General features: G+C 38.6%; 17 protein-coding genes. All 17 read right to left on the reverse strand.

Annotation, left to right across the window (positions count from 1 at the left end):
• Nucleotides 1-40: 40 nt before the first annotated feature.
• The 17 genes from AWW67_RS15215 to AWW67_RS15295 all read right to left on the reverse strand — a co-directional run bounded on the left by AWW67_RS15215 (nucleotide 41) and on the right by AWW67_RS15295 (nucleotide 19356).
• On the reverse strand, nucleotides 41-3724 hold the full coding sequence (locus tag AWW67_RS15215) for a sensor histidine kinase (RefSeq protein ID WP_141655475.1): 3684 nt from the start codon (nucleotides 3722-3724) through the stop codon (nucleotides 41-43).
• Between the two features lie 38 nt (nucleotides 3725-3762).
• The gene (locus AWW67_RS15220; RefSeq protein WP_071387154.1) at nucleotides 3763-4146 is read right to left on the reverse strand and encodes a DUF983 domain-containing protein; all 384 of its coding nucleotides are present in this window, start codon (nucleotides 4144-4146) and stop codon (nucleotides 3763-3765) included.
• Nucleotides 4106-4372, reverse strand: a complete 267-nt coding sequence (locus AWW67_RS15225; RefSeq protein WP_053224383.1) for a CAMCR motif-containing small membrane protein — start codon at nucleotides 4370-4372, stop codon at nucleotides 4106-4108. Before AWW67_RS15225 ends, AWW67_RS15220 begins: the two co-directional genes overlap by 41 nt.
• Before the next feature lie 26 nt (nucleotides 4373-4398).
• The gene (locus AWW67_RS15230; protein WP_260311483.1) at nucleotides 4399-4908 is read right to left on the reverse strand and encodes a DUF420 domain-containing protein; all 510 of its coding nucleotides are present in this window, start codon (nucleotides 4906-4908) and stop codon (nucleotides 4399-4401) included.
• Between the two features lie 25 nt (nucleotides 4909-4933).
• Nucleotides 4934-5533, reverse strand: coding sequence for a hypothetical protein (locus tag AWW67_RS15235; RefSeq protein ID WP_062302783.1), 600 nt, complete (start codon nucleotides 5531-5533; stop codon nucleotides 4934-4936).
• 75 nt (nucleotides 5534-5608) lie between these two features.
• The gene (locus tag AWW67_RS15240; protein WP_311316225.1) at nucleotides 5609-5962 is read right to left on the reverse strand and encodes a cytochrome C oxidase subunit IV family protein; all 354 of its coding nucleotides are present in this window, start codon (nucleotides 5960-5962) and stop codon (nucleotides 5609-5611) included.
• Nucleotides 5963-5995: 33 nt separating this feature from the next.
• Nucleotides 5996-6760 carry a cytochrome c oxidase subunit 3 gene (locus AWW67_RS15245; RefSeq protein WP_053224387.1) on the reverse strand — a complete coding sequence of 255 codons (765 nt, stop codon included), beginning with the start codon at nucleotides 6758-6760 and terminating at the stop codon, nucleotides 5996-5998.
• A 16-nt stretch (nucleotides 6761-6776) separates the two neighbouring features.
• The gene (locus AWW67_RS15250; protein WP_053224388.1) at nucleotides 6777-7361 is read right to left on the reverse strand and encodes a cytochrome c oxidase subunit 3; all 585 of its coding nucleotides are present in this window, start codon (nucleotides 7359-7361) and stop codon (nucleotides 6777-6779) included.
• Nucleotides 7361-8263, reverse strand: coding sequence for a heme o synthase (cyoE, locus tag AWW67_RS15255; protein WP_062302786.1), 903 nt, complete (start codon nucleotides 8261-8263; stop codon nucleotides 7361-7363). Before cyoE ends, AWW67_RS15250 begins: the two co-directional genes overlap by 1 nt.
• Nucleotides 8264-8267: 4 nt before the next feature.
• Nucleotides 8268-9317: a COX15/CtaA family protein gene (locus AWW67_RS15260; protein ID WP_062302788.1), complete on the reverse strand. Its 1050-nt coding sequence runs from the start codon at nucleotides 9315-9317 to the stop codon at nucleotides 8268-8270.
• Entirely contained in the window at nucleotides 9298-11172 is a 1875-nt protein-coding gene (locus tag AWW67_RS15265) for a cytochrome c oxidase subunit I (RefSeq protein ID WP_053224391.1), read from the reverse strand. Before AWW67_RS15265 ends, AWW67_RS15260 begins: the two co-directional genes overlap by 20 nt.
• Nucleotides 11173-11194: 22 nt before the next feature.
• Nucleotides 11195-12229 carry a cytochrome c oxidase subunit II gene (locus AWW67_RS15270; RefSeq protein WP_062302789.1) on the reverse strand — a complete coding sequence of 345 codons (1035 nt, stop codon included), beginning with the start codon at nucleotides 12227-12229 and terminating at the stop codon, nucleotides 11195-11197.
• A gap of 18 nt (nucleotides 12230-12247) precedes the next feature.
• Nucleotides 12248-13669 (reverse strand): hypothetical protein, encoded by a 1422-nt coding sequence (locus tag AWW67_RS15275; protein WP_062302790.1) that lies wholly within the window; start codon nucleotides 13667-13669, stop codon nucleotides 12248-12250.
• 19 nt (nucleotides 13670-13688) lie between these two features.
• Complete coding sequence (locus AWW67_RS15280) at nucleotides 13689-14306, reverse strand: c-type cytochrome (RefSeq protein ID WP_245620826.1); 618 nt, start codon at nucleotides 14304-14306, stop codon at nucleotides 13689-13691.
• Nucleotides 14307-14319: 13 nt separating this feature from the next.
• Complete coding sequence (locus tag AWW67_RS15285) at nucleotides 14320-14853, reverse strand: DUF3341 domain-containing protein (protein WP_053224395.1); 534 nt, start codon at nucleotides 14851-14853, stop codon at nucleotides 14320-14322.
• 2 nt (nucleotides 14854-14855) lie between these two features.
• Entirely contained in the window at nucleotides 14856-16220 is a 1365-nt protein-coding gene (nrfD, locus tag AWW67_RS15290; RefSeq protein ID WP_053224396.1) for an NrfD/PsrC family molybdoenzyme membrane anchor subunit, read from the reverse strand.
• 19 nt (nucleotides 16221-16239) lie between these two features.
• Nucleotides 16240-19356, reverse strand: a complete 3117-nt coding sequence (locus AWW67_RS15295) for a TAT-variant-translocated molybdopterin oxidoreductase (protein ID WP_062302792.1) — start codon at nucleotides 19354-19356, stop codon at nucleotides 16240-16242.
• Nucleotides 19357-19376 lie beyond the last annotated feature (20 nt).

Genomic DNA, 19376 nt, shown 5'->3' on the forward strand with positions numbered 1-19376 from the left:
AGAATTAAGCAAATACAAATAATTAAGCCACGCAACACTATTAATCGCTTAATGGAAACTCTAAGAAGAATGTGGTACCCACGTCTGCCACAGTTTCGAACCATATACTCCCTCCTGCATGCTCTACCCCTCGTTTGGCAATGGCCAAACCGATTCCAGAGCCTTCAACCTTGGTACTAAATTTAGGGATAAAAATTTTGTCTTGAATCTCCTCTGGAATTCCAAAACCATTATCCTTTACGCTAATAATCGCTTTAGAATGGGTTTCCTCTAGGCTGATTTCGAGCTTTGCCACGCGCCCTTCTGGCATAGCTTGTAGCGCATTCAGAATAAGATTATTAAAAATTCTACCCAACAAATTAGCGTCTCCTTCAATCCAAACGGGGTTTCGAGGAATATTCGGAATGATTTCCACATCGTCATCGGCCTTGAACAGGCGTACTACTTTACGTAATGAATCCGCCAAATCCAGCCTTTCGTTTCTTGGAACGGGCATTTTTGCGAAAGATGAAAAGGAAGTTGCTATATCGCTTAGTGATTCGACTTGATTTAAAATACTATCAATTGGTTTATTGAAATCTTGGTTCAGCCCTTTACCCTCGGTGAGCAATCTTTTCAGATGCTGTAATTTGAGTTTCATCGGAGTGAGTGGATTCTTAATCTCATGTGCTACTTGCTGCGCCATTTCACGCCAAGCACTTTCTTTTTCGCTCATGGCCAACTCCTTTTTACTTCTTTCCAAGTTCACCAACATGCGGTTGTACTCACGTACCATCAGCCCAATTTCATCTTCAGCACTCCATTCCAAAGGCTCATTAATATTGGAAAAAGTGGTAGCCTTAATTCTTTTGGTAAGGTAAGTAAAAGGATAAGTAATGATTTTTGATGCCAAAAACGACAGCAATACAAACACTATAAAAATGAAAGTAAATGAATTAAGAATATTGGAAATAATATCGGTTTGCTGCCTCTTGAGTTGTGTTTGCGACTCAAAAAACGGCATACTCAAAATGCCCAATAATTCATTGTTCTGAGACCTTATTCCAACATACGTAGATTGATACTCTAATTCGCCCACTCTTTCTGTATACAATTTTTCACTTGACCGATTTTCAATAATTTCGGCCATGGCTTTAGGGTTCACGAAGGGAGAGAGAATTTGATTTTCAAAAATCATTCGCTGATTGGTGGCTACCAATACTCCTTTGTCGTTGAATAAATTGATGTCTGCTCTAGAATATTGGCTGATTTCTCCTACCCTATTCTCTAAGGTTTCGTTGTTCTCGCTTTGGCTATCTAAAAACTCCTTTAACGTAACTGTTAGGTTTGAACCCGCACTTTCGGCCACTTCTAAATAATTCTCTTCAATATTCTTTCTTACCGTTTCATTTACCAATCTTAACACTACAATACTTACAATAATAAGCGGAAGGAAGAACGCAAAATTCAGCAGAATTTGAACTTTGGCGGCAATGGTTACCGTTCGTTTTCTAAGGTTATAAAACAAAGCACTGGCTAAGAAAACCAAGATGATCATTCCAACAATAAAGAGGAAGAATAACGAGAAATTGGTAATCATAAAGCGAGTAGGATAAACAGGGCTACTGATAATAAAATACTCAGTAGCGTCTCTACCCTGAACGGCTAAATGTGTATAACCACTCACTAACAAGCCTTTACCAAACAACTCTGGATTATCTTTCCAGTTACTCGGAAAGTCTTTAGCAAAATTAAAATCACCAACATTACTTACCATTACACCATTTTGAAATAAGGCGTAATCGAAATGACCGTTATTCGCCACATTACTACTTTCATCAAAAAGCAAACGAGGAAGAATACTGTTGTTCAATTGTTCCTTTTTAACCAACTGGATTATTATATGTCCCACCACTGTATTGTAGCGCTCAATATCCATAAACACATAGTAGTGATTGGATATAGTAGGAAAGCGAAAACTTAAAAAATAGACACCTTCTTGATCGGTTCGGTACTGGTCTTGGCTATATAGGTTATACGTTGAGTAATCGTTAGAATTGGAGTTATTTATAGGGCGGCCAGAACCGTTGAACAACATAATTTCAATATCATACTTATCGAAATATTCCCCCAAGTATGACCTCCGTATCCTTTGTCGGATTAACTGTTTTGGCGAAAAAACACTTGAAATATTCGTTTGAATAAGTATATCATCTTCAATCTTCCTTTTCGCTTCGCCAAGCAGGTATTCTGCGGTTTCATCTTTGCTGGTGAGCAATTCTGTGGCAATGCTCACTTTATCTTGCCTGTCCACTTTTTTAATATCTTCCCCCAAAACCAAGGTACTTACCAAGGCCACTGCGAAAGATGCTGTAAAGAAATAGAGGAAGGTGTTATAACTAAGCCTTTTGATCTCAGACGGAAATTTCAAACGGACAATCAACACCAAGTAAATAATGTAAATGGCCAAATAGGCAAATAGACTTTCCTTTAAAATCCAGCCTAATACCAATGAAGCAACTAAAACGATGGCCAAACTAACTTGAAAAGGAGCTTTATTTTTCAAGTTAATAAACCTTGTTGCTGCCAGTTGGGTCAGCAAAAAGAACATCACTCCTTGTATGAAAATCACAAAGTAGTTGATGAGCTTATAGATTGTTAGATTATTGTCTTTGGCGATATCCAGCTTCCATTGCGAATTGCTAAGCATGGAATGGAGTTCATAAGTGAGATAATAAAAAGAGAACATGGATAAGGCCAGTATTCCAAAGAATTTCCAGTCGTACTGGGTTCCCTCATTTCTATCGTGAAAATTTAAAAAGCCATACACCACTACCACCAAAAGGCTGATCTGATTAAGTAGAAGGTCGCCTAATGAGGGTTCAAAATAACTTGCGGCAAAATGCACAGGATCGAATAAACCATAGGAACGTACACTATAAGGCAGTTCATAACGGATCATGAGTGCCCTTAAAGCAAAGAACATTAGTGCAAGTAAACCTAATGCATAGACAGGCTTGCCTCTATCGTTGAGCAAAGCCGAATAAAAAAATGCCGATCGCACATAGAAAAATATACTCAGCGCGAACATTAAAATAATAATTGTAGAGTAAACAGGGTAATCGATTTTCATTAAATCAGTTCCTGTAAATGAAAAAAGGTAAACACCTTGCTGTGAGAAAATTCGATTAGTTTCAGGCAAGCTCTCATCTGCGCTTAAATCATAATATGATTTGCCGAAGATTTTCTGATTAAGTCCTGTATTGGCAAAATTTTCTGATATTGGAACATCCGACTTGAGCGGAAGAAAACCATAAATCTCTACAATTCTGTTTTGGGCACTATTAATGGTCGTCTTCTTTACTATGAATTTATCGTTTCCTATTTCTAAATAACGGTATTGGAATAGGCCTTCTAGAGTTCCGTATTTGGGAACAAAACGGTTGGTGGACCAATAGATTACTTCTCCATTTTCATAAATAAAAATTGGAAACTCACCACTTACCTCTAATCGATTGAAAAGCCTGCTTAGGTCTACTATGGCTTTGTTTTCAACAGACCTTACTTCTTGGTCTAGAATTGAAAGTTGCGCCTTTATATTGGCAGAAATGGTTTCTTGGGGTTCTACTCTCCTCTTTCTGTCCGAAAAAATCACTTCATCGATAATCAGCGTTAGAGCCAATATACCAATGCACAGTAAAAAGTACCTGTGCTTCTGAAATTCGAGTTTTCTCTGTTTTGCCAACAATCCTTTTGCTATTCTTTTAGAACAGGCTTAAAGTACTAATTATTTTGTTTAGGAGAGTACTTAAAACCTCCAAAGGCATAAAGATAGAAAACGCGGCTGTAGCGATACATCAGAGGGTAGAGCAAAATTACCTCGGTAATAATAGCAATGAGGTAAGTATTCTCATTGGCGTCTTCAATTGTATTGTAAATAATAAATGCACTAACTAAAAAGAGGCCTACAGACATTGCGTAACTAATGTACATTGCTCCATCGAAAAAGCGTGGTTCTTTTTCAAACCTTACACCACAACAGTCACATTCCTTTTTCATGATAAGGAATTTCCGAAGGTTATAAGCTTTAGATATAAATAGTTTGCCTTCACGGCACTGGGGGCATCTAGCCTGTAATACTGCTGAGAGCTTTGTTCTTTTGACCATTACGTTTGCTAGTTCTATACCAAAAGTAGCCCAACACCGCAAAAAGGATATAAGGTGCGACAAAAAGGTAGAGTATACCTATGTTTAAATTAGATGCGGTGGTTGTATCACCACCTGCCACAGAAGATTCTAAAGTCCCTCTACACATAGCACACTGAGCATGCGCAGTAACATTAAAAACAGTTAGCAAAATTGCCGATAAGATAATTTGTTTAACTCTTCTCATGATGCGTCAAAGTTAAAGGTTTTATACTAAAACTGATAATAAGGACTAATCATTAAATAAACGATAACCCCTGTTACAGAAACATACAACCAAATTGGATAAGTGTACTTCACAATTTTCTTATGCTTATCAATCATATTGCTCCAAGCGTAGAAAAAGGCTAAAAGCACCAAAGGAACTACTCCTATTGATAATACAATATGGCTAATCAGGAAAAAGTAATAAACTGATTTTATTGCGCCTTCTCCTCCAAATGTAGTTGAAGTTGCAGAAGCATGATAAGTTACATAGCAGAGTAAAAACAGTGCACCTAAAACAAGTGCAGCAGTGTTAAATTTTCTATGCAGACCTACGTTCTTTTTTGCCTTAATAGCAATTAACGCAAAAATTAAACAGAGCGATGTAAGCGTGTTGATTACCCCGATTACATGAGGAAGGCTATACACCCAATCTCCTAAATCAAGCTTTTGTGGCAGCCCCAATAGCACTGCTACGGCCAACGGAATGGCTACGGATAAAACCTTTATCCAAAGCATTGATCTTTTTTGCTTCAAATCAACTTTATTCATTTTCCAAATCTATGGTTTGTAAAATCCTTAACTCAAGTATTAGCCTATCAGTTTCTTCTCTCTCCATAATATTATAGTAGCCTCGAATTCTATTCTTAGCATCTACCAAAACTACTCTATTGTCGAGGTCTGACATTACCATACCACAATACTTTAAATTAGACCAGCTAGTTGAATCAAGCTCTTTGAAGTGCCAGAACTGATCCATAAATGTGACCCGCTGATTATAACCCGTAATTGCATCGGTTTGGATTGAGGCTTGATTAAGATACGACATCATTTGAATGTCTGGATTGTTATAAAACACGTCCTGTACTTTTTCTAGCTCTTCCAATCTAGTTTTTAACACTGGGCCGTCCATCCTTTCAAAATGAACCACTTTTGTGATTCCCATTTCTAGCTCTGGACTTTTTACTATGTATTGGTCGGTATTTCTTTCTAAGCAGGTTACTTGACGCAAAGTATCTCCAATTCCATTAGAATAATAGATTGGAATTTGAAATTTATTTTCCCCAAAACCTTTCAGAAAGAGAAAGATAAGTGCTGGTAATAAAATCAACAGAAATAAGTATATGCCTTTCTTATTCTTCATAATACTCTGATCAACAAAAAATCAGACCAATTGCTCAGTCTGATTCTATAATATTATTAGATATAGCTCTTATCACTAATGACTATCATCGACTTGCTCGGAACTAGCTGGATTATAATCCACAATTCCTCTGCTACTTTTTACCGCACCGCCTTCTAACTCTACAAGCGCTACAATAAGCCATACGATGAAAATCATAGGTAGTATTACTGAATATATTAAGCCTTTCACTTCGTGTCCTAAGTGCATAAATTCACTTACGATGTAAAAAGCCTTAAGAATAGTAAGACCTACGAAAATCACATTTCTAAGTAAGCCTGCATCCATTGTGAATGCAAATACATATTCGATAGCGGTGATGATCGCAAGTATACCTGCAATCTTCCAAATACCGCGAATTTTATTCTTATCTACTGGTTGTACAACCACGTTTGATGTTTGTTCCATAGTATATAAATGTCCTTAGATCAAATAGAAGAAAGTGAAAACGAAGACCCAAACTAGATCTACAAAGTGCCAATACAAACCAACTTTTTCAATCATTTCGTAATGACCTCTCTTTTCATACATACCATTGGCTGCATTAAAGAAAGTAATAATATTGATGACTACTCCAGATAATACGTGGAAACCGTGGAAACCAGTAATAAAGAAGAATAGCGCAGCAAAAGCAGGCGGTCCGTATTGATTGAAGCTCAAACCTGCGCCCATAATTTCATAGTCCTCTACCCATCTGCCGTTTATAAAAACGTCTCCGATAGTGGCAACACCACTTCCTGATATAAAGTGAGCCCATTCCCAAGCTTGGCAACTTAAGAATGCAATACCACCAATAATAGTCCAAAGCATCCATTTAACCACGCCCTTCTTATCCATTCTCTGACCAGCTTCTACAGCTAAAACCATAGTCACAGAACTTAGAATTAGAATGAAGGTCATTAAACCTACAAAGACTAACGGCCATTCTTGACCATGTACTCCTGGAAAGGCATCATAAACCTTTTCTGGAATTGGCCAATATTCGGTAGAAAACACGAAGTCATCTGGATTTCCTTTATAAGCTGGAGCACTCCATCTTATAAATGCGTATGCGATCAAAAGACCAGAGAAAGTAAAGGCATCTGAAAGCAGGAAAAACCACATCATGAGTTTTCCATAGCTCGCCTTAAGAGGCGCAACCCCACCTGCCCATAAGCTCTTGTTGCCGACTGTAGCTGTAGTAGCCATAGTTAATTGGTTCTAGTTAATGGTTAAGTAATAAAAATATAAACAAGTATATCCAAAGTCCGCCTAAGAAGTGCCAAAAAGTTGAGCACATTTCCATGTTCAACATGTTTTCAGAGTTCACCTTTAGCTTGAAAGACGAAATTAACAGATATAAAAGATAAATCACAGCGGCCACTAAATGTAGACCGTGTAAGCCTGTAAAGATGTATAAGAAGCTCCCTGCAGGATTACCTACAAAGAACACACCTGCATCAACCATTTGCCCCCAAGCCATAAACTGACCAATAAGGAAAGCCATACCCAGAACAAAAGTGATACTTAATGCTATTCGTACTTTTACAAAATCATTCTTTTTTGCAGAAAGGTATGCCCAATGCATAAACCCACTACTTACTATGATGACCACAGAGGTTGACCAAAAAAGAGATGGTAAATCATATTCCAACCAATTTCCGCTGGCCTGTCTTACAATATGAGCACTGGTAAATGCTGCAAATATCATTACCACAGTTACGATAAACAACCACATCGCAAACTTCTTTGGATGCATTGAAAGTGGTTGTTCCACTTGGCTATCTACAAATTGATAATTCTCTGTCATTATTTCACCATGTCCAATAAATAAGCAATCTGCACGATCGGTAAATAGAGAAATGAACCAAACATAATTCTCAATGCTGATTTTCTCGATTGATCACGCATCAACTTAATCGTCTGCGCTAAAAACAAAACTCCACAAATGGTGGCCACTACTCCAGAATTAACTCCAGTTATGCCAAAATAGGTAGGCAATAAACCCAATGGAATTAAGAATAGTGTATATGTCATTATTTGAAAAGCAGTCTTCATATCCTTCTCTCCTTTTACAGGAAGAAGTTTAAAGCCTGCCTTTTTATAATCTTCATCGGCTACCCAAGCAATTGCCCAAAAATGTGGAAACTGCCAAATAAACTGTATACCGAAAATAATCATTGCTTCATGGCTAATCGCTCCTGTAGCAGCTACCCAACCCAACAAAGGAGGTAATGCGCCTGGAAAAGCCCCCACAAATACTGCAATTGGCCCTACTCTTTTCAATGGTGTATAGACATAACTATACAGCACCATAGACAAAACAGCCAAACCTGTGGTTAATAAATTAGTAGAAAAATAAAGCACAAGAACACCAGCCACAGCTACAATGGCTGCAAATGTCAAGGCTTCATTTTTGGTAAGTCGATTCGTAGGTAAAGGGCGATTTTGAGTGCGTTTCATCATCGCATCAAATTCCTTTTCAGTTACTTGGTTTACTGTACAAGAAGCACCTGAAACCAAAAAACCACCTATAAATAATAAAATCAGTTGGGTCCAGTCAACATTGCCTCCCATGGCTAAGGTATAGCCAAAGGCTGAAGAGAAAGCCACCAAAAGTGATAGTCTCATTTTAACCAACTCCAAATAAGCCTTGGCTTTTTGAGCGATTAACTCTCCTACTCCAATATTTGCAGAACTACCTGATATCATTCAGTTAACTAGTTTGTACTCTTCTATTTCCTAAAAGCAACAGCACATAGTACTGTACTCCTATAATTATTGTTCCTAACAACAAATGTATTGGTTGTATAGCCGCTGGAACTCCAAAATAAGCCATCACAACACCACTCAACACCTCTATACCCACAATAAGTAACATTATTGCACCATAAAGCTTCAATTTCTGTGGAGTATCCTTTTTCATTGTTAAAAGCCAAACCAAATATAGGTGTAAGCCTAACAGCAAAATTGAATATGATCGATGCACTAAGAATTCCATCCCAAGCTTCGATATCCACTCTGACCTAGCAAAATGATCTGCTAAAAGGTCGATGCTTTCTCTTACTTGTGTACCCATTACGATTTGAGGCAATGTGGCAATAAAGCAAATCAATAAAACTGCTCGCAACTTGCCAGTTCCTTCCAAATTAAGGTTTAGCACCTCTCTTTTTGATCTATAATAAACATAGATAAGAAGGCATACGATTAACAAAGCGAGTAACATATGAATAGTAATCATCCAATGTAGTAAGTTGGTACTCACTACAATTGATCCGATCCATCCCTGAAACCCTACCAATACAAATGCAATAAAAGAAAGAACGGTAATGGTTCTATCGGTTTTCCAGTATCGAATAGACATTATAAATGTCCCGAAGATCAAAAGACCGATAACCGCCCCCACTAAGCGGTTAATGTATTCAGTAAGTGTTTTTGTAGCATTAAACTCTTCCTCAGTTAGAACATCAGGATCGTTTAAAATCTGATCGGCCAACTCGTCAAAACCAAATGCTGTAAGGTAACTTACAAACCTTTTATTCTTCTCTGCCCTTTCTTGGGCGTAAACTTCTTTGTAATCAGATGGAAGTTGGCTGACATCTGTTGGTGGCACCCAACTTCCAAAACATTTGGGCCAGTCTGGACATCCCATTCCCGAGCCAGTGGTTCTTACAATACCTCCAATAAGAATCAGGAGATATACGGCAATTACCGTGACGGCCGAAAATCGTCTAAATGCTCGTCCGTTAGTGACCCTTTGCCCCATCAACTACAATCTCGCTAGCGCTCTCCTCTTTCTCAATTGCAATCATATCATTCTCATGCGGAAGATTTGAATCCATAGTTTCTGAGAAAGGTACTGTTTGAGGAATAAAGTCATCCTCGGCACCTGGCTTAGAGTAATCGTAAGGCCATCTGTATACCGTTGGGATTTCACCTGGCCAGTTGCCGTGTCCAGCAACTCTTGGCGTTGTCCATTCCAAAGTAGTCGACTTCCATGGGTTAAGTGGCGCTTTCTTACCTCTAAATATGCTGTAGAAGAAGTTGAATAAGAAGATGAACTGTCCAAAGAAAGTCAAAATTGCAGCCACACTAATAAAGGCATTCAAGTCTGTAAATCCACTGAAGGCATCAAAGTTGGTAAACGAATAGTACCTTCTTGGGAAACCTGCGATTCCAATATAGTGCATTGGGAAGAACACAGCGTAAATACCAATGAACGTAAACCAGAAGTGGATGTAACCTAATTTTCTATCTAACATTCTTCCGAACATTTTAGGGAACCAATGGTAAACCCCAGCCAGTAATCCGAAAGAAGAAGCTGCTCCCATTACTAAGTGGAAGTGAGCTACAACAAAATAAGTATCATGCAATTGAATATCAATTGCTGAGTTACCTAAGAAAATACCCGTAATACCACCTGAAATAAACACCGACACCAATCCTATTGAGAATAGCATAGCAGGCGTAAATACTATATTTCCGCGCCATAGTGTTGTTAGGTAGTTAAATACTTTTACTGCTGAAGGTATAGCGATAATCAATGTTAAGAACATGAAGATCGATCCTAAGAATGGACTCAAGCCCGAAACGAACATATGGTGTGCCCATACCACAAAAGAAAGCACCGTAATACCCAACATCGAAATAATCATGGCCTTATAACCAAAGATTGGCTTTCTTGAATTGGTTGCGATAATTTCAGATGTAATACCTAAAGCAGGTAACAATACAATATATACTTCAGGGTGACCCAAGAACCAGAATAAATGCTGATATAGAATTGGACTACCTCCTACATTTGGAAGTGCTTCTCCTCCAATATAAATTTCAGATAAATAGAACGATGTTCCGAAGCTTCTATCGAATACTAATAGTAAAGCTGCTGCGAATAAAACTGGGAAAGATAAAACTCCAATTACAGCGGTTAGGAAGAAACTCCAAATTGTAAGAGGTAACCTAGAGAAGGTCATTCCCTTCGTTCTTAAGTTGATAATTGTAGTGATATAATTGATACCTCCCAACAATGATGAAACAATAAAGAACACAATGGCAACAAGCCATAAAGTCATTCCTAGTCCAGAACCATCCATTGCCTGTGGCAAAGCACTTAGCGGTGGATAAACTACCCAACCTCCTGATGCAGGCCCTGTTTCTAAGAATAATGAGATAAACATGATAACACTGGAAAGGAAAAAGAACCAGTAAGAAAGCATGTTCATAAAGCCAGAAGCCATATCTCTCGCTCCAATTTGAAGCGGAATAAGGAAGTTACTGAATGTACCACTCAACCCAGCTGTCAATACAAAGAATACCATGATGGTACCGTGCATAGTTACCAAAGCCAGATAGAATTGTGGATCTAAGCTACCTTCTGGTTGAATCCATTTACCTAAAAGCGGTCTTAACCAAGATAAATCTGCTTCAGGGAATCCCAACTGCAATCTAAAGATTGCAGAAAAACCTGCTCCAATAATTGCCCAAATAATACCTGTAATTAGGAATTGCTTGGCAATCGTTTTATGGTCAAGTGAGAAAATATACTTTGTGATGAACGTTTCATGATGCTCGTGATCGTGATCATCATGCGCGTGTGCATCAATATGTGTTGCTGTTGCCATCTTAATATATTGGTCTTATTAATTACTCGTTAATGCCCGCTGTAACTACGGCCAACTCTTTCAAATTCTCAGGTACCTGAGACATATAATCTGGGTTTTTTGACAACCAAGATTTCTGCTCTGCTTTCCATTTATCGTATTCTTCAGGTTCTAAAACCGTCACAATTCTACGCATAGCAAAATGTGATGTACCACAAATTTCTGCACAAGCCAATTCAAAATTGAAATCAGGATTATTTTCCTCAATCCTCATTTCCTCAGTGGTCTTATTAGGCACAAACCAGAATTGAGTAGGCATACCAGGAACAGCATCCATTTTCAATCTCATATGAGGCATATAAACACTATGAAGTACATCCTTAGCTCTAATTTTCAATAACACAGGTCGCCCTTTAGGAAGTACGATAGAGTTGTTATTAAAATCATCGAAATTGGCCTTATCCGTAAAATCCATGCCCAAATCATTAGTAGCATCAATCAAACGGTAATCGTAATCTCCAACTTCATTGTCCATTCCGCCATAGCGAATCAACCATGTAAATTGTTGACCTGTAATTTCAATTTGTTCAGCATCTTCTGGCGCTTTGCTGGTAATATCAGACCAAGCTGCAAAACCAGAAATTACTAACCATGTTAATACAATAGCAGGTACGCCAGTCCACAAAAGCTCTAATTTGTTGTTATGCGGGTAGAATTCGGCTCTATGATTCTCTCTGTATCTATACTTGTAAGCAAATACAAAAAGTAATATATGTGTAATCACAAACACAATTCCTGTGATCCACATTGTTCTCCAAAACAACTTATCAGTTACTAAACCATGATCAGATGCTATTGGCGGATCGTATGAATCAAAATGGGCAAATGAATACCACGCCATTAAGCCAAAGAACAATACCAAGAAAACCACCATCAATATGGCGTTTACATTGTTACTTCCAGTCACTGACTTTTCATCAGAACCTTTAACAACACTGATCAATCTACTTACTCTGAAGATCATTAAAAGGATCGCCAGTACTAAGAAAATCGCTAAAACTATATAAAACCCGAACATATCTTTAGTTTACTCTTATTAAATATGATGATGTTTTGCCTCTTCTAACATTGGATGATTTTTAGCCACTAATGCTGATTTAGATAAGGCAGTTAAGGTAACGAACAAGAAGGCGACTCCGAAAATCATGAACAAGCCAATCTCTGTAAAACCAAATGCTCCATTTTCGCCAAGCGTACCTGGTGTTACCATTAGGTAAAAATCAATCCAGTGCCCTCCTAGAATAACAATACAAACGATTTTCAAGAATACATTCAATCGTTTTGCATCTCTCGTCATGAACGTAAGTAGAGGGAAGATGAAATTCAAAATAAGGTTAATGAAGAAGAATGGTGCGTATTTGTCACTCAATAATCTTTCTACAAAATATACTGACTCTTCAGGAATGTTAGCATAGTAAATCAATAGGAATTGAGAGAACCATACATACGTCCAGAAAATACTGAATGCGAAGATAAACTTACCAAGATCGTGTAGGTGATTTGAAGTGACTTGAGACAAATAACCGGCTTCTTTTAATAACACTGTTACAAGTGTAATGAAAGCCAAACCTGTTACCCACCAGCTAGCAAATACATACCAACCAAACATTGTAGAGAACCAGTGTACGTCAATTGACATGATCCAATCCCAAGCTGAAACAGATGAACTCACTGCAAAGAATACCAAGAAGATCGCAGAGAATTTTCTCATTTTGAACCAATAGCTATCGCCACCCAATTCATCTTCTGCCAAAGCCAAAGACTTAATTTTTTTAAATAGGAAGAACCATACAGCAAAGAATACAACCATTCTAAGCACAAAGAAAAGCGGGAATGAGCCTCCCTCTAAAGGAAGAAAGAAGTAGCTACTTTTTCCAGCAATTAGTGCATCGTAATGCGGGTTTAACTCTCCATTTGCTAAGAATTGATTATACAAATCACTATGCGTCCAGTGGAAAATATCATGACCAAAAATAATGAAAGTAACAATCATCAATACAAACGCGTAAGGCAACCAGCTTCCCATCGCCAACGGAACTCTCAATAAAAAAGCAGACCAACCTGCTTGTGAAGCATATTGAAGTGTAAAGAAGAATATTCCTATGATACCTAGTCCAACAAAATAAACATTGTTGATCCAAAGGTTTACGCCTAATCTTTTTAACCATCCGCCACCGTGATCCGCTTCGCCTGCACCATGATCTTCACCTGATTCATCAGATATCATTCCACCGTGGCCGTCATTATCAGCACCGCTATGGTTATCGCTAGCATTAGTTCCATGATCGTCAGAAGTACCAGCATCGTGTTGTTCTGTTCCTTCATGATCACCAGCCTCAGCTTCATGACCACCGCCAGGGAATATTGCACCTACAAGCAACAATACAAACCCAATGATGGCTACGAGATATAGCTTCTTTTTTAAGCCTGTCGTAAATTCAAATCTTTCTTTTGCCATTTTCTAAAAAATTTGTGGGTTACTTTTGTTGCAATTGTTTAACATACTTTACAATCTTCCATCTTTTCTCTGGACTGATTTGAGAACCGTGAGCTCCCATTCTTCTAATTCCATAAGTAATTACATGGAAAATGTGTCCTTCTGAAAGATTTCTTAGCGCTGGCGCTGTATAAGGCGGAACACCTTGAAAAACAGGTGATACCAACCCATCTGCCTGTCCAGTTGTACCATGACAATGGTCGCAATACAATTCATATAGTCTTTTACCTTCTGCCAAAATTTCTGGTGTTTCAGGTAGAGGATTTTCTACAAGGCTTGCCGCTTCAATGTCATCTTTTCCTAAACGATAAGGAAGTACACCATCAGCGGTTCTTCTTACAGTACCTGCTACCGGCAACTTTACATTTTGTTCATAGGCATTGTTTGGATTTGAATTATAAAATTCACCTAATCCATCTTCTCTATTACTCAGCCATTCTCCTCTATCCTTTTCCTTGATTTGTGTTAATGGCTCATAAGGTATTGAATGATACATCTGTGGTGCATATTCTGTACCTGGGTTATCGCCACTAGCATTACAAGAAGCCAGAGCAAAGATCGCTATGAGTGGTAAAAATGCTTTCAATCTATTCAACATGATCATCTTTAGCTTAGTCTTCAACTTCTTTATCGTTCACTTCAATAGCACCTGAATCTTTCAATACGCTATTGATTGTTTGAGCATCCACAGATTTGTTTTGACCTAAATCAATTGCCATTACATGCTTATCATCTGTAATTCTCAAATCAAGCATTTTAGGGTCTTTCCATGGTTTTAAATCAGTACTTACGAAGAATGTACCCACCATACCAAAAGCAGCGAGTAAAACCGTTAGTTCAAAAGTTACAGGGATAAAATCTGGTAGTGGAGTAAAGTCTTTACCACCAATAATCATTGGCCAATCCACTCCTAGCATCCAAAACTGCATTGTAAGCGCTAATGAAGTTCCTAATATACCGAACATGAAGGCGGCAATCGGAAGTCTAGATCTCTTATAGCCTAATTCTTCATCAAGACCATGAACAGGGAATGGAGAATATACCTCGTCAATTTTAACTCCGGCACCTCTCACCTTTCGTACCGCGCTTAATAATACGTCCTCGTCATCAAAAACACCGAGAACAAAATTTCTAGAATCGCTCATAATTATGCAGTCTGTTTTTCTGATGAAGATTTTACAATACTTTTAATTTCAGCCATGTTCACTACTGGGAAGAACTTAGCAAATAATAAGAATGCTGTAAAGAACAATCCAAATGTGAATAAATACACTCCCATGTCGTACACAGTTGGGTAGAACATAGCCCATGATGATGGTAGATAATCTCTATGCAATGAAGTAACGATAATCACAAATCGCTCGAACCACATTCCAATGTTTACAATAATTGAAATAATGAAAGTAGCGGCAATATTGGTTCTGATTTTCTTGAACCAGAATAACTGTGGAGAGATTACGTTACATGTCATCATAGACCAGTAAGCCCACCAATATGGCCCTTGCATTCTATTAAAGAATGCGTATTGTTCTGCAGGAACTCCAGAATACCAAGCTACAAAGAACTCAGTAATGTATGCTATACCTACAATTGAACCAGTAATTGTAATTACTATGTTCATCAAGCCAATGTGCTCAATAGTAATGTAGTCTTCTAGTTTAAATAGTTTTCTAGTTACCAACATCAATGTCAGTACCATTGCAAACCCTGAGAAAATCGCTCCAGCAACAAAGTATGGAGGGAAAATCGTAGTATGCCATCCTGGAATTACTGAGGTAGCAAAGTCAAATGATACAATGGTGTGTACTGAAAGTACGAGTGGTGTTGCTAAACCAGCCAAAATCAAAGATACACTTTCGTATCGGCTCCAAGCTTTAGCAGCGCCATTCCAACCAAGACTTAATGCTCCGTAAATTTTCTTTCTTACTCCAGTTGCTCTATCTCTAATGGTAGCAAAATCAGGAACAAGCCCTATGTACCAGAACACTAGAGATACAGAGAAGTATGTAGAAATTGCGAATACGTCCCAAAGAAGTGGAGAGTTAAAGTTTACCCAAAGTGAACCGAATGTATTCGGTAACGGTAAAGCCCAATAAGCTCCTAACCAAGGTCGTCCCATGTGAAGTACCGGGAACATAGCAGCACATATTACGGCAAAAATTGTCATTGCCTCTGCAGCTCTGTTAATTGCCATTCTCCATTTCTGACGGAAAAGTAAAAGTACTGCCGAAATCAAAGTTCCAGCGTGACCAATACCTACCCACCATACGAAGTTTGTAATATCCCAGGCCCAACCTACGGTTTTGTTCAGACCCCACATTCCAATTCCTTCCCAAAGTGTAGCAGCTACAGCGATGAAACCAATGCCAAAAGCAGTAAGTGCCATCCCCATGCCTAATAACCATGATTTGGAAGGCTTGCCCTCTACCTGCCTGCAGATATCCTCGGTAACGTCATGGACAGTCTTACCGCCAGTTATCAAAGGTGTTCTTACGGATGAAGTAACCTGCATAGTGTATCTCTTTTAAAAATTAAGCTTCAGTTGATTGTTTTTCCTTATTTCTAATTTTGGTGAAATACCAAACGTTAGGGTTAACGTTGATTTCCTCCAACACGTGATAAGCTCTGTCTTCTTCCACTACACGCTCGGTAGCTCCTTGACCGTCTTCTTTCTCTTGAATTTTCAATACTTGAGAAATTCTAGAGTTTTTGTCGTTCAAATCACCAAAGATGATCGCATCTGCAGGACAAGCCGAGGCACATGCCATATTAATATCACCATCTTTTGGCCTTCTATCTTCACGCTTTGCGGCAAGTTTACCCGCTTGGATTCTCTGCACACACATTGAGCATTTCTCCATTACACCTCTAGCACGAACGGTTACATCTGGGTTCAATACCATTTTACCCAAATCATTGTTCATTGAAAGGTTCTTATCGAATTGCGTATTATCGTGGTACTTGAACCAGTTAAACCTTCTTACTTTATAAGGACAGTTGTTAGCACAATATCTTGTACCAATACATCTGTTATATGTCATTTGGTTAAGTCCTTCTGAACTGTGCGTAGTAGCTGCTACCGGACATACAGTTTCACAAGGTGCGTTATTACAATGCTGACACATCATTGGTTGGAATGTAACTTCTGGATTTTCTGAAGCTTTCTCTAAAGCTTTCAAATCATCTACAGGAGCATCAGAGCTATAGTAGCGATCAATTCTGATCCAAGCCATTTCTCTTCTGTTCAATACTTCTTCCTTACCAACAACTGGAATATTGTTTTCTGCCTGACAAGCAACAGTACATGCTGCACAACCCGTACAAGAGTTCATATCAATGGCCAATCCCCAGTGGTGATTGTTATATTCGTGACCTTTCCAAAGCGTGATTTTAGAAGGCTTGATATACTCACCTTCTTTGTAAATCAACGGATACTCTCTTCCCGCTTTAGTGTCCTTTTTGTATTCACCTAAAGTTGACTCCTGAATTACATTGGCTCTGCCCATGTAAGTCTGGTGTGTTTGTGTTTGTGCAATTCTGTATGATTCGCCTGTTTTTTCTACTGTTACTCCAGCAAAAACATCGTAAACATTTGCACCATTTAATTTAGTAATGAAAGGATAGGCATTCACCCCTACTTCATTTCCAACTCTACCCGCGCTAGTTCTTCCGTAACCTAAGGCAAGCCCTACGGTTCCAGCGGCTTGCCCTGGCTGAATCAAAACTGGCAAACTAACAGATGTATTACCTACCGAAAGTGTTACTTTCTCAGTGGTACCATCATCCATTTTGATTCCCCACTCTTCTGCTTGGGCTTGAGAAACTGTTAAATAGTTATCCCAAGTAGTTTTTGTAATTGGGTCTGAAGCTTCTTGTAACCAAGGGTTATTGGCCATTGAGCCATTACCCATAGTCACTTTTTCGTATAGCGCCAATTCTAGACCAGTTCCATTGCTCTTGTAATTCTGAGCAATGCTAGTGGCTGCCGCAGGTACTGCGCTAAAGTCAAATGTATATGCTTGTGAGTTCCCTCCTGTTTCAAATACACCATCAAACAAAGTTTTATCCCAGAATGTCTGGAAATTAGAAGTATCTGTTTGTTTGGTGAAGAAGTTCTCTCTCCAGTTATCTTGTAGGTAAGTATAGTATTCTACCGTTTTTCCAGACCACTTCAAAAACGTTTCTGGTACCTGACGAGTATCGAATAGTGGAGCAATTGTAGGTTGAACTAAACTGAAGTGACCAGTTCTTAATTCAACATCGTTCCACTGCTCTAAATAATGATGATCAGGAGCAACGTAGTCTGCCAAAGCAGCCGTTTCATCCATTCTATCTGATGTAGAAATCTTCAATGAAACTTTAGCTAATCCAGCCTGCAACGCTTTTCCATCGGCTGAATCGTAAACTGGGTTACAGTTAAAGAAGATTACAGCACTGATTAAACCAGCGTTGGTATCTTTTACAAATGAACTCATGGCTTGGTCATCTCCTTGACGGAAATGAAGCGGTGCATTTACATTAATAGTAGCACCGTAGTTACCTAACATGGCGTTGATACCATTTACCAAAACCTGAACAACTGGATCGTTTGAGCCAGAGACTACAAGCCCAGCACCACGGTTTGTCCAAAGCTCATTGATTGCTGCTGTTAAATGCGCAATATCTCCAGCATTTCCACCACTCACTTTAGCTTGACCAGCCTTAGCCGCAATACCATTATATATGGCTGCTACTAATGGGCCAGCTTGTGAAGGGCGAATGCCTGTTCTATAATCTGCGTTTGCACCCGTTAATGAAAGGTTAGACTCAAATTGATAGTGTCTAGACATTTCACGGTGCTCCGCGCTAATTTTTCTTGTTTGTGAATACTGCTTAGTAAACTCAATTGGTGAAATCCAAGTACCTAAGAAGTCGGCACCTACACTCACAATAGTTTTGGCTTTACTAAAATCATATGATGGCACCATTGATGTACCAAACGATCTTCTGTTTCCTTCAGAAATACCATAAGCCGATGATGAATCGTAGCTTATGTGTTGCGCTGTTGGATAATTAGCAGTAAACTCGGCTATTGATCTTTTTGTAGTAGGACTTAAAACAGAATTACTTACAATTCTAATTTGACCACCCTTAGCAGAAATCTCACCCAACTTGGCAATTACTTCTTTATCTAAAGTTTCCCAGTCAGTTTTAGAACCTGCTTTTTTAGGGCCTACCAATCTTTCTTTATCGTACAATGAAAGTACAGAAGCTTCTACTTGAGCATTAGTACCTCCCTTTGTCATTGAAGAAAACTTATTTCCTTCAATTTTAATCGGACGACCTTCTCTAGTTTTCACCACTACACTTACAGCGTCACCGCCATTCACATAGGTAGAAGCATAATAATTAGGAATAGAAGGATCAACATCAACAGGTTTGTTCAAATAAGGGATTGCCTTCCTTACCGGAGCCTCACAAGCCGCTAAAGAAGCTGCTGCGATACCAAAACCCATTAATTTTAAGAAGTCCCTTCTGTTACTGCTTCCCTCACCATTTTCGTTGATAGGAAGGTATTCTGGAAATTCCTTCTCGGCATTTTTAACAAACGAAGGTTCGTTGGTTAATTGCTCTATCCCTTTCCAGTATGTTTTTTGATTTTCTTTCATTGTATATCAATCAGAAATCG

The sequence above is a fragment of the Roseivirga seohaensis genome, assembly GCF_001592945.1.
Taxonomy (GTDB): domain Bacteria; phylum Bacteroidota; class Bacteroidia; order Cytophagales; family Cyclobacteriaceae; genus Roseivirga; species Roseivirga seohaensis.

Bases quoted from the DNA above. Each gene is read 5' to 3' on its own strand.
- AWW67_RS15220 (WP_071387154.1), bottom strand. From the start codon at position 4,146: ATGGTCAAAAGAACAAAGCTCTCAGCAGTATTACAGGCTAGATGCCCC.
- AWW67_RS15225 (WP_053224383.1), bottom strand. From the start codon at position 4,372: ATGAGAAGAGTTAAACAAATTATCTTATCGGCAATTTTGCTAACTGTT.
- AWW67_RS15230 (WP_260311483.1), bottom strand. From the start codon at position 4,908: ATGCTTTGGATAAAGGTTTTATCCGTAGCCATTCCGTTGGCCGTAGCA.
- AWW67_RS15235 (WP_062302783.1), bottom strand. From the start codon at position 5,533: ATGAAGAATAAGAAAGGCATATACTTATTTCTGTTGATTTTATTACCA.
- AWW67_RS15245 (WP_053224387.1), bottom strand. From the start codon at position 6,760: ATGGCTACTACAGCTACAGTCGGCAACAAGAGCTTATGGGCAGGTGGG.
- AWW67_RS15250 (WP_053224388.1), bottom strand. From the start codon at position 7,361: ATGACAGAGAATTATCAATTTGTAGATAGCCAAGTGGAACAACCACTT.
- cyoE (WP_062302786.1), bottom strand. From the start codon at position 8,263: ATGATATCAGGTAGTTCTGCAAATATTGGAGTAGGAGAGTTAATCGCT.
- AWW67_RS15260 (WP_062302788.1), bottom strand. From the start codon at position 9,317: ATGGGGCAAAGGGTCACTAACGGACGAGCATTTAGACGATTTTCGGCC.
- AWW67_RS15265 (WP_053224391.1), bottom strand. From the start codon at position 11,172: ATGGCAACAGCAACACATATTGATGCACACGCGCATGATGATCACGAT.
- AWW67_RS15270 (WP_062302789.1), bottom strand. From the start codon at position 12,229: ATGTTCGGGTTTTATATAGTTTTAGCGATTTTCTTAGTACTGGCGATC.
- AWW67_RS15275 (WP_062302790.1), bottom strand. From the start codon at position 13,669: ATGGCAAAAGAAAGATTTGAATTTACGACAGGCTTAAAAAAGAAGCTA.
- AWW67_RS15280 (WP_245620826.1), bottom strand. From the start codon at position 14,306: ATGTTGAATAGATTGAAAGCATTTTTACCACTCATAGCGATCTTTGCT.
- AWW67_RS15285 (WP_053224395.1), bottom strand. From the start codon at position 14,853: ATGAGCGATTCTAGAAATTTTGTTCTCGGTGTTTTTGATGACGAGGAC.
- nrfD (WP_053224396.1), bottom strand. From the start codon at position 16,220: ATGCAGGTTACTTCATCCGTAAGAACACCTTTGATAACTGGCGGTAAG.
- AWW67_RS15295 (WP_062302792.1), bottom strand. From the start codon at position 19,356: ATGAAAGAAAATCAAAAAACATACTGGAAAGGGATAGAGCAATTAACC.